The sequence below is a fragment of the Halomonas aestuarii genome (assembly GCF_001886615.1).
GTDB lineage: Bacteria > Pseudomonadota > Gammaproteobacteria > Pseudomonadales > Halomonadaceae > Halomonas > Halomonas aestuarii.
On the sequence record NZ_CP018139.1, the window covers coordinates 692871 to 708174 of the forward strand.

Consider the following 15304-nt stretch of genomic DNA (forward strand, 5'->3'; position numbering starts at 1 on the left):
GCCATGGCCCATGCCCGACACCCACTGACACACCGGCCGCTCAACGCTGCCCTGGCCCTGCTGCTCGCCGGGCTGTCGAGCAGCGCAGGTGCGCAGGATATCCTGACCATCGCGGAGCGCGAGGCGATGGACCTCTCGGAATATCACGTCACCGCCCCCGATGCGGGGTACTTCGACGTGGCGGAACGCATGGAGGAACTCGCGTCCACCGACAATGCCATCCTGCTCCAGGAGATCGACGATCTCTCCCAGGGCCCGAGCTGCAAGCAACTGATGAAGCAAGAGCCGATCACCACCCACCTGCGGGTACCCGGCTACTACCCCAGCCCCGAGGCGTGGGAGCTCGCCTCGGAGCCGCTGTTCCAGTTCGAGGACAATGTCGCGATGCTGGCCGGCAGCTTCGTCGCCACCGGCGATGACTACTATTCCGAGTGCCTGATCCGCTTCCTGGACCAGTGGGCCGGTCAGGATGCCCTGACCGACTTCTATTACGACTCCATGGAGCCCCAGGCCTGGTTCGCCACCGAGTCGATGATCTTCGCCGCCGCCATGGCCTATGCCAACGTGCGCCCCTTCATCGAGGGCATGGAAGAGGAGCGAGAGAACATCGAGGCCTGGCTCAACGGACTTGCCCACCAGCACGCCGACATCCCCGGCGGTGAAGGCAACAGCTGCTGCAACAACCACTTCTACCGCCGGGCGCTCTACGCCAGCATGGTTGGTGTGCTCACCGAGGACAACGAGCTGTTCCGCTTCGGCGTCAGCGCCATCCATGCCGCCCTTCACGACATGACCGATGATGGCGCCTTCCCCCTCGAGATCGAGCGCGGCCGACGCGCCTCTCACTACCAGAACTACGCCCTGCTCTACCTGATCACCAACATGCAGGTCATCTCCCGGCAGGGCTACGACATCTTCGACCTGGAGGTCGACGGCCACACCATCCACGACGGCGTCGACTTCCTGTTCACGGTCCTGGACGACCCGGCCGCCCTGGGCGACATGGCCCCGCACGAGCAGTACACCGGCTTCCTCAAGGACCCGCAGTACTTCACCTGGTCGGAGGTCTACCTGCAACGCTTCGACGCCCCCCGCGTCGAGGACTTCATTCGTCAGCTACGTCCCCTCTACAACCGCAGTGCCGGCGGCTATATGACCCTCTACTTCATGGACCCCGAGGCACAGGACCATGTTGTCCTAGACACGAAGAAGCAAGAGACACAGGCCTTCGAGGGGCTGGGAAATAACTGATGCCTCCATGTCAGCCGTCATTCACCGATCACCGCGAGGCCCGAACACCATGAACATGACACCCCTCGGCACCCCCCTGGCAACCCGGATCGGAGGCCTGCGCCTGGCGGCCTCCGCCGGCCTGCTGGTCATGCTGGCAGGCTGTGCCATCCCGAACATGAACTCGGGGCCGCAGGCCACCGCTCCCGTACCCGAGCAGTATCAGGACTGGTTCGACGGCGGTCGGCCGGTCAACATGGAGTGGATGCACAAGCAGACCGTGAAGAAGGCCGACCAGGCGATCGCCGCGGGCAATCCCCGCGAGGCGATCCGGCTGCTCAACCTGCTCACCGATCAGGGCTTTCCCCAAGCGCACTATGAGCTTGGCAAGCTCTTTGATCAGGGCAAGGCCGTGGAGCGGGACCCGGCCCGGGCGGCCGAGAACTATGCCAAGGCCGTGAGCACCCCCTCCTACATCCTCGGCCATGCCTCGCTCAACCTGGCCAAGCTCTACCGCGAAGGCGACGGCGTCGAGCGCAACGACCTGCTGGCCTATCACCTGCTGCGCCAGGCCGTGGAGGAAGACCTCGGCCGTGACGCCAGGCTGATGCTGGCCGATCTGCTGGTCGAGGGAGGCCAAGGCGTGAAGGCCAACCCCCAGCGTGCCGCGGCGCTCTACACCAAGGCGGCCGAGGAAGGCCAGGACGAGGCGCTGCTGGCACTGGCGAAGGCGTATAGCCCCGGCGGCTGGCTCGCGGAGGCCCCCGAGCGCGCCATGGACTATTCCGGGCGCTATGCCGAGGCGCTGCGGGAACGTGCCGCGGCCGGCGAGACGGACGCAATGATCCGACTCGCCGAACTGCATGCGCCCGACGGCCTGCTCGGCGACCAGCCCGAGCGTCGCCTTCACTGGCTGCGCCAGGCGTCGCAGGCGGGTGACAAGGATGCCCTGGCCAAGGCCGGGAGTGCTCTGGTGGACGCCGGCAAGACCCAGCAAGGCATCGCCATGCTGGAGGAAGCCGCCCGCAACGGCGACGTCGACGCCATGACCCAGCTGGGACGGGCACTGACCGAGCGACGCCCCGGCGAGGCCCGTCGCTGGCTCGAGAAGGCGACGGAGCAGGGATCCATGGACGCTCGTGTCTCCCTGGGACGCATGCTGATCGACGGGAGCGCCGGAGCTGCCGATCCGCGCCGCGGCGTGGCCCTGCTCGAGGAGGCGGCCCAGAGGGACGACCCCCTGGCCCTGGCGGCCCTGGGCGACTACTACATGAGCGACGAGGTGGACGCCAGCCAGCCCTACATCGCCGTCGACTACCTGAAGCGCGGCCATGAGCTTGGGCATCCCTGGGCCACCCAGCTGCTGGGCAAGGCCTATCTCGAGGGGCGTGGGGTATCCGCCGACCCGCAGCGCGCCGAGGCGTTGCTGCGCGAGGCGGCCGACCAGGGACAGAGTGCCGCCCTGGGCCTGCTGGGCCAGGCCTATCTCGAGGGCGAAGCCCTCCCCTTCCACCCCAGCCGTGGCGAGGAGCTGCTCCAGGCGGCGGTGGAGGCCGGCGAGACCTCCGCCATGACCACCCTGGGCGAGGCCTACCTGGCTGGGCCCCTCGAGGCGCGCCCGGAGCGGGGCCTCTCCCTGCTGCGTCAGGCCGCCGAGCGGGGCGACGGCTATGCCATGGTCGTGCTCGGCCGAGCCTATCGCAAGGGCGAGGGCGGGCTGCCCCGGGACCTCGACAAGGCCACCCAGTGGCTGACTCGAGCCCGCCAGGCGGGTCATGAGTCGGCCGATGAGGCGATGACCCGGGTCAACCGCGACCTCGGCGCCCAGGGCGACATCAAGGCCCTGGTCAAGGCCGCCGAGGCCGGCAACCGCGGTGCCATGGCCGACCTCGGTCGCGCCTTCCTCGAGGGCAAGGGCGTGCAGCAGAACCTGGGCCATGCCCGGACCTGGCTCACGCACGCCGCGAACGCAGGGCACAACGGAGCTCGCGCGGACCTCGGCGAGATGCTGCTCGACAGCGACCCCGAGCGAGCCGTGACGCTGCTGCGCACCGCCGCCGACAATGGGCATTCAGGGGCCCGGCTGACCCTGGGACGGGCCTACCTGGAAGGTGAGCACGTCGCCGCCGACCCCGGGCAGGGCGTCGCCTACCTGCGACCCGCGGCCGAGGCCGGCAACCCCTACGCCGCCCTGCTGCTCGGGCAGGCCTACCTGGCCGGCAATGGCGTCGAGGCAGATCCGAAGAAGGGCGAGAAGTGGCTGAACCAGGCCGTGCAGAGCGGCGACCTCTCGGCGCGGGCCAACCTAGGACGTGTGCTGCTGCGTGGCGAGAACGGCGTGACCCGGGATCTCGAGCGCGGCAAGGCGCTGCTCGAGGAGGCCAGCGTCCAGGGCCACCCCGGCGCCATGGCCACCCTGGGACGCGAGTACATTCGCGGCGGGAATCTTCAACAGGATGTCCGCCGCGGTGCCGACTACCTGCTCCAGGCCGCCGAGCAGGGCCACTCCAGCGCCCGACTGTCCCTGGCCAAGGCCTACCTGGCGGCCAACGGACTGGAGAATGCCAGCCAGGAACAGGCCCTGATGTGGCTCAACAACGTCATGGATGGCGACAGCGGCATGGCGCTGCAGACCCTGCACGAGCTGCTTTCCGACGACAAGGCCATCAAGGCCCTGCAGGCGGAGGCACAAGCCAGCGCCGGCTGAACCTCCCTGGCAGCTCCCCAACGCAGAAGGCCGGCCCCTGAGGGGCCGGCCTTCTGCGTTCCGGATGGCGGTGTCGCGATCAGCCGCCGAAGGGGTTGCGCAGCACGATGGTCTCGTTGCGATCCGGGCCGGTGGAGATGATGTCGATGGAGGTCCCGACCCTCTCCTCGAGGAAGCTGATGTAGGAGCGGGCATTGGCCGGCAGGTCCTCGACGCGCCTGACGCCCAGGGTCGACTCGCTCCAGCCGGGCAGGTCCTCGTAGAGCGGCTCGATGGCCTCATAGCCCTCGGAGTCCACGGGCGTGTCGAGCACCTCGCCGTCCTTGCTGCGATAGCCCACGCAGACGCGGATGTTCTCCAGGCCGTCGAGCACGTCGAGCTTGGTCAGGCAGAGGCCGGAGATGGAGTTGACCTGCACCGCATGGCGCAGGGCCACGGCATCGAACCAGCCACAACGGCGCGCCCGGCCGGTGGTGGCGCCGAACTCGTGGCCCTTCTCGGCCAGGTGGCGGCCATGGTCGTCGAACAGCTCGGTCGGGAAGGGGCCCGAGCCGACGCGGGTGGTATAGGCCTTGGTGATGCCCAGCACGTAGTCCAGGTAGAGCGGCCCCACGCCCGACCCGGTGGCGGTCCCGCCGGCGGTGGTGTTGGAGCTGGTGACGTAGGGGTAGGTGCCGTGGTCGATGTCGAGCAGCGAGCCCTGGGCCCCCTCGAAGAGGATGTTGTCGCCGGCGCGACGACGCTCGTGGACCAGCGAGACGGTGTCGCAGACCATGGGGCGCACTTCCTCGGCCATGGCCATGGCCTGGTCGAGCACCTGCTGGAAGTCCACCGGCTTCTCGCCGTGATACTGGGTCAGCACGAAGTTGTGGTAGTCGAGCACCTCGCCGAGCTTGGAGGCGAAACGCTCGCGGTGGAGCATGTCGCCCAGGCGCAGGCCGCGACGCGCCACCTTGTCCTCGTAGGCCGGGCCGATGCCGCGACCGGTGGTGCCGATCTTGGCGATGCCACGGGCCTTCTCGCGGGCCTGGTCCAGGCGCACGTGGTAGGGCAGGATCAGCGGGCAGGCCGGCGACAGGCGCAGGCGCTCGCGCACCGGCACGCCCTTTTCCTCCAGCTCGCGGATCTCCTCCATCAGCGCCTCGGGCGACAGCACCACGCCGTTGCCGATCACGCAGAGCTTGTCCTGGCGCAGGACGCCCGAGGGGATCAGGTGCAGCACGGTCTTCTCGCCGTCGATGACCAGGGTGTGCCCGGCGTTGTGCCCGCCCTGGAAGCGCACCACCGTGGACGCGGATTCGGTGAGCAGGTCGACCACCTTGCCCTTGCCTTCGTCACCCCACTGGGTGCCCAGTACGACTACATTCTTGCCCATTGTGCTCTCGTCTCTCGTTGCGGCACCGCGCCCGTCTAAAGGCCCAGGGCCAAAGTCATTGACCGCTCGCCTTCAGGCGCGGTCCTGTGGGGTCTCGAGGAAGCGTGGCTCCCAGCGACCGTCGATACGCTCCAGCCGGCGGTCGCAGCGATGTTCCGCCGGACCGGTGCGCTGCCCGGGCAGCGCCTGGACGACCCGCTCGCCCCGCTGGCGCAGGGCCTGAAGGGCTTCCGCCAGCCCCTCCCCCTCGGCCGGGGCCCAGATACCGTCGGGCTCGGGCTCGCCGGGCGACAGGGTGGCCAGCAGCTTCAGGTCCATGGAAAAGCCGGTGGCCGGCCGGGCACGACCGAAGGCCCGGCCGGTGTCGTCGTAGCGCCCGCCCTTGGCCAGGGCCTGGCCGTAGTGCGGCACGTAGGCGGCGAACATCATGCCGGTGTGGTACTGATAGCCGCGCAGCTCGGCCAGGTCGAAGTAGGGCTCGACGCCGGGATACTCGGCGATCACCCCGTCGACCAGGGCCCGCAGCTGTTCCAGGGCCGCCCCCACGGGCTGGGGCGCCTCCTCGAAGGCCTCGCGGGCCGCCTCCAGCACCTCGAGCCCGCCGTGCAGGTCGCCCAGGGCCAGGAACATCGCCGCCAGGCCCGGATCGCGCACGCTCTCCTCGACCCGCGCCGCGAGCTCCCCCGGCGACTTGAGGGCCAGGGCATCGAACAGCGCGCGCTCCTGCTCGGTGTCGAGGCCGGCGGCCTCCACCAGGCTACGGTAGATGCCGATGTGGCCCAGCGCCAGGTGGATCTCCGCGGCACCGGCCGTCTCGAGGCTGGCCAGCGCCAGGCGCAGGATCTCCAGGTCGGCCTCCAGGCCCGCATGGCCGAACAGCTCCACCCCGACCTGCACCGGGCTGCGACCGCCCTGGAACTGGTCGGCCTTGGCGCGCAGCACGTTGGTGCAGTAGCAGAGCCGCACCGGGCCCTGGCGGCGCAGGGAGTGGGCATCCATGCGCGCCACCTGGGGGGTGACATCGGCGCTGACGCCCATCATGCGCCCGGTCATCTGGTCGGTCAGCTTGAAGGTCTGGAGGTCGAGATCGGTACCGGTGCCGGTCAGCAGGGAGTCGAGAAACTCCACCGGGGGCGGCATCACCTGGTCGTACCCCCAGCAGTGATAGAGGTCGAGCAGCGCTCGGCGCAGCTCCTCCATACGACTGGCCTGGGGCGGCAGAACCTCGTCCATGCCGTCGGGGAGCAGCCAGCGGTCAGCGATGGTCATGTCGTTCATCCTGCAAGACGATGGTTGGCCTTCGGCGATTCCCGAGTCGCCCGAGGCGTGCTGGCGAACAGGGCGCCGGGAGTGGAGAGGCCACAAAAAAACCGGGCCACGCCCGGTTTCAGGATTCTACCACGTTTGCAGGCCGGTTGAACCCCGACCGGCGGGCGGCGAACCGCCCGCCGAGGGGGTCAGTCGTCGACCTGAGTCGGGCTCTTGAGGTACTGGAAGAAGTCGCTGGAGGGGTCCAGCACCAGCATGTTGCCGTCGCCCTGGAAGCTCTGGCGATAGGCATCGAGGCTGCGCCAGAAGCTGAAGAACTCCTCGTCCTTGCCATAAGCCTCGGAGAAGATCGCCGCGGCCTCGGCATCGCCCTCGCCGCGCAGCGTCTCCGAGCGGGCACGCGCCTGGGCCAGCAGCACCGAACGCCGACGATCGGCGTTGGCGCGGATGCGTTCGGACTCCTCCTGCCCCTGGGCACGCCACTCGCGGGCCTGGCGCTCGCGCTCCGAGCGCATGCGGTCATAGACCGCCGACGAGACGTCCTGGGGCAGGTCGATGCGCTTGACGCGGATATCGAGGATCGCCACGCCCAGCTCGTCGCGCATCAGCGCATTCAGGTCATTGGTGGGCCCGCTCATCAGGTCATCGCGCTTCTCCGAGATGATCTGCTGCAGGTTCAGGCGACCGAACTCGTTACGCAGGCTCTCGTCGACCCGCGGCTGGATCAGCCGCACCGCCTGCAGCTCGTCACCGGAGGTGGCCTCGTAGTAGCGAGTGGGGTTGATCACCTGCCACTGGACGTAGGAGTCGACGATCACCGCCTTCTGCTCGAGGGTCAGGTAGCGGCTCGGATCGGTGTCCAGCGTCAGCACCCGGGTATCGAAGGTGCGAATCGTCTGGGTGATCGGCACCTTGACGTGCAGCCCGGGCTGGATGTCCTCCTCGATGACCTCACCGAAGCGAAGCTTGACCGCACGCTGGGTCTCGTCGACCACATAGAGGCTGTTGCTGGCCAGCCAGGCGATGGCGGCCAGGCCGCCCACGACGAGCAGGGATCGATTGTTGATCATCATTGGCGCCCCTCCCTGCGGATGCCGTTGCTGCTGTTGCTGTTGCTGCTGTTACGGCTCGACGACTGGCTGGCGCCGAGGCGCTCGAGGACCCGCGGGTCCAGGCTCTCGTCGTCGCCTGCCTGGCCGCTGGCACCCGAGGTGCCGCTGCCGAGACGGTCGAGCGGCAGGACCATCAGCGGGCTGTTCTCGGACACGTCCACCATCACCTTGGCAGTCTCGCCGTAGACCTCGGACATGGTGTCGAGGTAGAGGCGTTCGCGCATGATCGCGGGGGCGTCCTGGTACTGGGTCAGGAGGGCGTTGAACCGGCTGGCCTGGCCTTCGGCCTCGGCGACCACGGATTCGCGGTAGCCCTGGCCCTGCTCGACCAGGCGCTGTGCCTGACCCTGGGCGGCCGGGATCACGGCGTTGGCGTAGGCGAGCGCCTGGTTGATGGTGCGCTGGCGATCCTCGCGGGCCCGGATGACGTCGTCGAAGGCATCCTGCACCGGATCGGGCGGCGCGGTGGACTCGACGTTCAGGGTCTGCAGCAGGATGCCGGTGCCGTAACTGTCGAGATAGGACTGCAACCGGCTGTTCACGGAACTGCCCAGGATCTCGCGCCCGGAGGTCAGGATGTCGATCATGTCGGTGCCGCCGACCACGTGGCGCAGCGCGCTGTCCAGCGCGTTCTCGAGGCTGAGCTCGGGGTTGCGCACGTTGAGCACGTAGGAGCGGGGATCGGCGACCTGATACTGGGCCGAGATCTCGACCGAGACGATGTTCTCGTCCTGGGTCAGCATGGACTGGGTCTGGGTCAGCGAGCGGACCCGGGTCACGTTGACCATGCGCACGTCATCGATCAGCGGCGGGTTCCACTGCAGGCCCGGGGTGACCACCTCCTGGAACTTGCCGAAGCGCAGCACGACGCCGCGCTCCGACTGGTCGACCAGGTAGAAGCCCGAGGCCGCCCAGATGGCCAGCGCCACCACGATCAGCAGGCCCGGCAGGGTGAAGGCATTGCGCGGCTTGCCACCGCCGCCCTTGCCGCCTGTGCCGCCCCGCTTGCCACCGCGGCCGCCGAGCATGTTGTTGAGCTTGTCCTGAAACTTCTTCAGGGCCTCATCGAGGTCGGGCGGACCCTGGTTGCCGCCGCCCTTGCCACCGTCGTTGCCACCGCGACCACCACCGCTCCAGGGGTCGTGCTGGTTGCCACCACCAGGCTCATTCCAGGCCATTCGTCGTCTCCACTCTGCGTTGCGTCCCGCCGACAAGACAGCTGGCGACGGGCGTCCGTTGCGATCCTGCGGGTTGCGCCCGGTCGTGCCCGGCGTCCCTGTTCGTGTTGTGGCTGCGTCGTGGTGTCATGCCCCGGGGGGCAGATCCTCGCCTTACGCTTCCCAGACCGGCTTCTCCTGCAGGGGCGCCGGCAGGTAGTCGTCGGCCCGCTCGCCGAGCCGCGCCATCAGCTGCAGGAAGTCGCGCCGCGGCAGGCGCACCTCCAGCAGGGTATGCCCCTGGTCGTCGAAGCGCTCGTCACGCACCGCGCCCAGGTCGTGCAGCCCGGCGCGCAGCTTGCCCTGCTCTGGCGCCAGGCTCAGCTCGAAGTCGATGATGTCATCGGCCAGGCACTCGGAGAGCGCCTGCTCCAGCAGCGCGAGCCCCTTGCCGTCGCGGGCCGAGAGCCAGACCACCTCGGGTCGGCCCTCGCCGTCGCGCTCGATGCGCGGGGCGCTGTCGAGCAGGTCGATCTTGTTCATCACCTTGAGCGTCGGCAGATCACCGGCACCGATCTCCTCGAGAACCGCCTCGACCTGCTCCACGTTGAGGTCGCGATCGGGGTCGGCGGCGTCGATGACATGGACCAGCAGGCTCGCCTCGGCGGCCTCCTGCAGGGTCGCGCGGAAGGCCTCGACCAGCTTGTGGGGCAGGTGACGGATGAATCCCACCGTGTCGGCGAGCACCACCGGTCCGACGTCCTCGATCTCCAGACGTCGCAGCGTCGGGTCGAGGGTAGCGAAGAGCTGGTCGGCCGCATAGACCTCGGCAGAGGTCAGGGCGTTGAAGAGCGTGGACTTGCCGGCGTTGGTGTAGCCCACCAGCGAGACGCTGGGGATCTCCGCCCGGGAGCGGGCCCGACGGTTCTGGCTGCGCTGGCTGCGCACCTTGTCGAGCCGCTTGTGGATCGCCTTGATGCGGCCGCGCAGCAGGCGGCGGTCGGTCTCGAGCTGGGTCTCGCCGGGCCCACGCAGGCCGATGCCGCCCTTCTGGCGTTCCAGGTGGGTCCAGCCGCGCACGAGCCGGGTCGACATGTACTCGAGCTGCGCCAGCTCCACCTGGAGCTTGCCCTCGTGGGTCCGGGCGCGCTGGGCGAAGATGTCGAGGATCAGGCCGGTGCGGTCGATCACCCGACACTTGAGCTCGCGCTCGAGGTTGCGTTCCTGGGAGGGGCTCAGCGAATGGTTGAAGATCACCAACTCGGCCTGATGGACGGCCTTCGCCTCACGCAGCTCCTCGAGCTTGCCCGAGCCCACGAAGGTGCGCGAGTCTGGCCGCTTGCGGCTGCCGGTGATCAGGGTGGCCGGCACCGCGCCGGCCGACCGCACCAGCTCGAGGAACTCGCCCGCGTCCTCGCGCTCCTGCTCGTCCTGGAAGTCCACATGGACGAGGATCGCCGTCTCGCCGGCGTCGGGACGTTCAAAAAACAATCAGTACCTCACGCATCAGTGTCCGACGGCACGCCGGCGTCCGGGGCCGGCAGGCGCACGTTGCGCGACGGCACCACGGTGGAAATGGCGTGCTTGTAGACCATCTGGCTGACCGTGTTGCGCAGCAGGATGACGAACTGATCGAAGGATTCGATCTGGCCCTGCAGCTTGATGCCGTTGACCAGGAAAATCGATACCGGAATGCGCTCCTTGCGCAGAATGTTCAGGTACGGGTCTTGAAGGGACTGCCCTTTGGACATGTTGCTCTCCCTGAAGTGTCTCTGGGGGTTGATGTTATGTCGAACGCGGTCGCTCCCGCCAGGGGGGCAACGCTGGATACCCTGAGGGGCCTGTTTAACCGGCCTCCGAAAGCGCCATCTTACGCTAAGTGCCGAATTCGCGCACGAGTTTCAACACCTCGCCCAGCGGGTCGGGACCCAGGCTGTCGACCCAGCGCAGCGCCGGCCAGCTGCGCATCCAGGTCAGCTGACGCTTGGCCAGCTGGCGGGTCGCGATGATGCCGCGCCGCTCGAGCTCGTCGTGGTCGATCTCGCCGTCGAGATGAGCCCACACCTGGCGGTAGCCCACGCTCTTCATGGACGGCAGCGACGCCGACAGGTCACCCCGCGCCTTCAGGGCGGCCACCTCCTCGATCAGCCCGGCGTCGAGCATGGCCCTGAAGCGCTGCGCGATCCGTGCATGGAGCACGCCTCGATCGAAGGGCGCGAGGCCTATCGACAACGTCCGCCAGGGAAAGGTTTCCTGGTGCTGCTCGCTCCACAGCTCGCTGAGGGAACGCCCGGCGAGCCGCTGGACCTCCAGCGCCCGCATCAGGCGCTGGGGATCGTTGGGGTGGATGCGCCGTGCCGATGCAGGATCGACCCGGGCCAGCTCGTCATGTAGCGACGCCAGGCCATGATCGGCCACCTGCCGTTCGAGCTCGGCGCGCACGGTCGGATCCGCGGCCGGCAGGTTGGCCACCCCCTCGAGCAGGCGCTTGAAGTACATCATGGTGCCGCCGACCAGCAGCGGAACCCGGCCGGCCGCCCCGATGGCGCGCATCTCGCGCAGCGCGTCCTCGCGGAAGTCGGCCGCCGAATAGGGCTCGGCCGGGTCGCGGATGTCAATCAGCCGATGCGGCGCACGTGAAAGCTCCTCGGGCGAGGGCTTGGCGCTGCCGATGTCCAGGCCGCGGTAGACCATCGCCGAGTCGACGCTGATCAGCTCGCAGCCGAGCCGCTCGTGCAGCGCGATGGCCAGGTCGGTCTTGCCGGCGGCGGTGGGGCCCATCAGCAGGATGGCGGGGGGACGCGAATCGGGCATGAAGTTGTAGGACTCTCTCAGGCTTGGCGTTGAGAAGCTTGCACGACGGCATGCCCCGAAGTGTCGGGCCATCGCGGAGGCGCTGTGAACCCATCCATGGGCACTACCGACGCCATCCCTGGCGTAGGACCTCCTCTTCGGCCTGCCCCGGCGCTTCTCGCCTCGCAGGTGGACGTGTTGCGGATTCTACTGCCCCCTCAGGAAGAGGCGGTCGAGTTCCTTCATGCTCATCTCGGTCCAGGTGGGACGGCCATGGTTGCACTGCCCGCTGCGCTCGGTGCGCTCCATGTCACGGAGCAGGGCATTCATCTCCTCAAGCCCCAGCTGGCGATTGGCCCGCACGCTGCCGTGGCAGGCCATGGTGGCCAGCAGCTCGTTGATGCGCGCCTCGACCCGGTCGGAGCGCCCATAGCGCTCGAGGTCGGCGAGCATGTCGCGGATCAGCGGCTCCACGTCGGCATCGGCCAGCAGCGCGGGCACCTGGCGCACCAGCAGAGTCTCGGGGCCGGCCGCGTCGAGCTCGACCCCGAGGCGGGAGAAGGCGTCCCGCTCGGCCTCGGCGGTGGCCACCTCGGCCGGGCTCGCCGCCAGCGAGACCGGCACCAGCAGCGGCTGGGCCTGCAGGCCGCCCTCCGCCTCGGCCCCGCCATGGACCTGGGTCTTCATACGCTCGTAGACGATGCGCTCGTGGGCGGCGTGCATGTCCACCACCACCAGGCCACGCTCGGTCTGGGAGAGGATGTAGACGCCGTGCAGCTGGGCCACGGCATAGCCGAGCGGCGGCGCCCGGGTCGCGTCCTCCGCGGGCATCGCCGGACGCGACTCCCGGGCCGCCGTGCTGGCCCGGCGCTCCTCGAGGGCCACGCCGGCCGCGCTGCCGCCGGGGGCCGGGGCGGCGGGCTGCGGCGTCAGCAGGCTCTCCTCGTGTTCGGGATGCAGCGCCCGGTAGCCCTCCATGAAGGCCCGGACGCGGTCGGGCGTGACCCGGTCGCGGTCCCCGTCACCAGACCATCCCCCCGCCTGCTCGCGACCGGGCAGGGCCATGGGTTGCTGCTGCCAGGCCGGCGCGGCCTCGCGCACGCCGGTGTCGTCCGCCGTTTCCCCCTGCCCTGCTTCCTCGGCTTCCCGGGCCTCGTCTCGCTCGCCGGGCCTGGCCTCGGCCAGGGCCCGGTGCAGGCTTGAGAACAGGAAGTCATGGACCATGCGGCCGTCGCGGAAGCGGACCTCGTGCTTGGTCGGGTGCACGTTGACGTCCACCACCCGGGGGTCGACCTCCAGGTAGAGCACGAACACCGGGTGGCGGCCGTGGAAGAGCACGTCACGGTAGGCCTGGCGGATGGCATGGGCCACCAGGCGGTCGCGCACCACGCGGCCGTTGACGAAGAAGTACTGCTGGTCGGCCTGGGCGCGGGAGTGGGTGGGCAGGCCGACCCAGCCCCACAGCCGCAGGCCGCCAACCTCGAGGTCCAGGTGAAGGGCATTCTCCAGGAAGCCCTTGCCGAGCAGGGCCCCGAGCCGGCGCTCCCGGGTGACCGGATCGACGCCCGGCGGCAGCTGGTGGAGGGTCTTGTGGTTGTGGCGCAGCACCCAGCCGATGTCGAACCGGGAGAGCGCCTGGCGCCGGAAGGCCTCCTCGACGTGGCCGAACTCGGTCTTCTCGGTGCGCAGGAACTTGCGCCTGGCCGGGGTATTGAAGAAGAGGTCGCGGACCGTCACCGAGGTCCCGCGGGGGTGTGGCGCCGGGGTGACGCGGGGCTCCATCCGGCGGCCCTCGGCGACGACCCGCCAGCCGCTGCGGGGGTCCTCTCCGACGTTGGAGACCAGTTCCAGGCGCGAGACCGAGCTGATGGAGGCCAGCGCCTCGCCGCGAAAGCCCAGGCTCGCCACCCCCTCGAGCTCCTCCAGGGAGATGATCTTGCTGGTGGCATGCCGCGACAGCGCCAGCGGCAGGTCCTCCTCGTCGATGCCGCCGCCGTCGTCGCGCACGCGGATCAGGCGGGCGCCGCCGTTCTCGAGCTCGACCTCGACGCGAGTGCTGCCGGCATCGATGGCGTTCTCGACCAGTTCCTTGACCACCGAGGCGGGGCGTTCGACCACCTCGCCGGCGGCGATCTGGTTGGCCAGGCGGGGATCCAGGATCCGGATGTGTCGATTCTCTGACATGTCGCTCCGAGGAGTGCGTAAGGCGATACGGGGTTCCGGCCTCACGACCGGGGGATGCGCAGGACCTGACCGACACGGATCACGTCGCCGTTGAGCTCGTTGGCCTGCTTGATCTGGGCCACCGGCACGTCGTGACGGGCGGCGATCTCCGAGAGGGTGTCGCCGGGCTGGATACGGTACTCGTTGCCCGCGGTGCGGCGGCTGCGGTCACGCTGCCAGGCCAGCAGGCTGGCCGGCGGCGGGTTGCGCTGGAAATGGCCGCGGATGCCGCCGAAGATGGCGTCGACCATCTTCTGCTGATAGCTCCCGTCGCGCAGTCGACTCTCCTCGCCGGGATTGGAGATGAAGCCGGTCTCGACCAGCAGCGAGGGGATGTCCGGCGACTTGAGCACCATGAAGCCGGCCTGCTCCACCCGGGACTTGTGCAGCCGGTTGACCCGCCCCAGCTGATCCAGCACCTGGCCGCCGATGGTCAGGGAGTCGTTGAGGGTCGCGGTCATGGTCAGGTCGAGCAGCACCCCGCGCAGCACCTCGTCCTTGTCGTCCAGCGAGAGACTGCCGTCGACGCCGCCGATCAGGTCGGCCTGGTTCTCGCTGGCCGCCAGCCACTGGGCGGTCTCCGAGGTGGCCCCTCGCTGCGACAGCGCATAGACAGAGCTGCCGTTGGGCCGCGGGCTGTTGAAGGCGTCGGCATGGATAGAGACAAAGAAGTCGGCCTTCTGCTCGCGGGCGATGCGGGTGCGCTGGCGCAGCCCGACGTAGTAGTCGCCGTCGCGGATCATCACCGCGCGGAACCCCTCGGTGGCATTGACCACCCGGGCCAGGCGCTTGGCCATCTCCAGCACGATATCCTTCTCGCGGGTGCCCGAGGGGCCGATCGCGCCGGGGTCCTCGCCGCCGTGGCCGGCATCGACGGCGATGATGATGTCACGCCGGGGATGCGGCTTGGCGGGCTCGAGCACGTCGGGGGCCGCGACCTCGGCCGGGTTCCTGCCTTCGGCCACCGCCTCGCTGCGCGCGCGCTCGGCGGCGATCTCCTGCTCGCGGATCATCGACTCGATGGGGTCGATGGGATCCTCCACGGCACTCTCGCCGGGATACTCCAGGTCGACCACCAGGCGGTGGCCGTACTGCTCGTTGGGCGCCAGGCTGAAGTGCCGGGGCTCGATCTCCCGAGAGAGTTCCAGCACCACCCTCAGACCGTTGCCGTCTCGCACGCCGGTGCGCAGGGTGCTGATGGCGCTCCCCTCCAGGTCGAGCGCATCCACGCGGGTATTGAGGCGGCTGTCCTCGAGGTCGATCACCAGGCGGCGCGGATTCTCCAGGCTGAAGACATTGGCCCGGGCCGGGGAGGAGAGGTCGAAGACCAGGCGCGCATGATCGGGCGCCGCCCAGAGGCGGAGGTTGTCGACGCTGGCGGCCTGGGCCAGGCCGCCGACCAGGCACAGGCCCAGCACCCCCAGTCCCGCCATCAGCC

General features: G+C 69.2%; 11 protein-coding genes. 2 read left to right on the forward strand and 9 right to left on the reverse strand.

Translation table 11 applies throughout. From position 1 onward, the window contains the following. The first annotated feature begins 3 nt into the window (after window positions 1-3). On the forward strand, window positions 4-1251 hold the full coding sequence (locus BOX17_RS03175; RefSeq protein WP_071942024.1) for an alginate lyase family protein: 1248 nt from the start codon (window positions 4-6) through the stop codon (window positions 1249-1251). 49 nt (window positions 1252-1300) lie between these two features. Then, on the forward strand, window positions 1301-3937 hold the full coding sequence (locus BOX17_RS03180) for a tetratricopeptide repeat protein (protein WP_244272204.1): 2637 nt from the start codon (window positions 1301-1303) through the stop codon (window positions 3935-3937). Window positions 3938-4016: 79 nt separating this feature from the next. On the opposite strand, the gene BOX17_RS03185 is transcribed toward BOX17_RS03180, so the two are convergent. From BOX17_RS03185 to BOX17_RS03225, 9 genes are all read right to left on the reverse strand, one after another. After that, window positions 4017-5312: an adenylosuccinate synthase gene (locus BOX17_RS03185; protein WP_071942025.1), complete on the reverse strand. Its 1296-nt coding sequence runs from the start codon at window positions 5310-5312 to the stop codon at window positions 4017-4019. A gap of 72 nt (window positions 5313-5384) precedes the next feature. Further along, on the reverse strand, window positions 5385-6581 hold the full coding sequence (locus tag BOX17_RS03190; protein ID WP_071942026.1) for an ATP phosphoribosyltransferase regulatory subunit: 1197 nt from the start codon (window positions 6579-6581) through the stop codon (window positions 5385-5387). A 188-nt stretch (window positions 6582-6769) separates the two neighbouring features. After that, window positions 6770-7651, reverse strand: coding sequence for a protease modulator HflC (hflC, locus tag BOX17_RS03195; RefSeq protein WP_071946591.1), 882 nt, complete (start codon window positions 7649-7651; stop codon window positions 6770-6772). Further along, window positions 7651-8871 carry an FtsH protease activity modulator HflK gene (gene hflK / locus BOX17_RS03200; RefSeq protein ID WP_071942027.1) on the reverse strand — a complete coding sequence of 407 codons (1221 nt, stop codon included), beginning with the start codon at window positions 8869-8871 and terminating at the stop codon, window positions 7651-7653. The genes hflC and hflK overlap by 1 nt, the downstream gene beginning before the upstream one ends. A gap of 153 nt (window positions 8872-9024) precedes the next feature. Then, window positions 9025-10341 carry a ribosome rescue GTPase HflX gene (gene hflX / locus BOX17_RS03205; protein ID WP_071942028.1) on the reverse strand — a complete coding sequence of 439 codons (1317 nt, stop codon included), beginning with the start codon at window positions 10339-10341 and terminating at the stop codon, window positions 9025-9027. 8 nt (window positions 10342-10349) lie between these two features. Continuing rightward, window positions 10350-10601: an RNA chaperone Hfq gene (gene hfq, locus BOX17_RS03210; RefSeq protein ID WP_071942029.1), complete on the reverse strand. Its 252-nt coding sequence runs from the start codon at window positions 10599-10601 to the stop codon at window positions 10350-10352. A 124-nt stretch (window positions 10602-10725) separates the two neighbouring features. Continuing rightward, window positions 10726-11664: a tRNA (adenosine(37)-N6)-dimethylallyltransferase MiaA gene (gene miaA / locus BOX17_RS03215; protein ID WP_071942030.1), complete on the reverse strand. Its 939-nt coding sequence runs from the start codon at window positions 11662-11664 to the stop codon at window positions 10726-10728. Between the two features lie 186 nt (window positions 11665-11850). Beyond that, the gene (gene mutL / locus BOX17_RS03220; RefSeq protein WP_071942031.1) at window positions 11851-13827 is read right to left on the reverse strand and encodes a DNA mismatch repair endonuclease MutL; all 1977 of its coding nucleotides are present in this window, start codon (window positions 13825-13827) and stop codon (window positions 11851-11853) included. A 41-nt stretch (window positions 13828-13868) separates the two neighbouring features. Further along, complete coding sequence (locus tag BOX17_RS03225; RefSeq protein ID WP_071942032.1) at window positions 13869-15299, reverse strand: N-acetylmuramoyl-L-alanine amidase; 1431 nt, start codon at window positions 15297-15299, stop codon at window positions 13869-13871. Window positions 15300-15304: the final 5 nt, after the last annotated feature.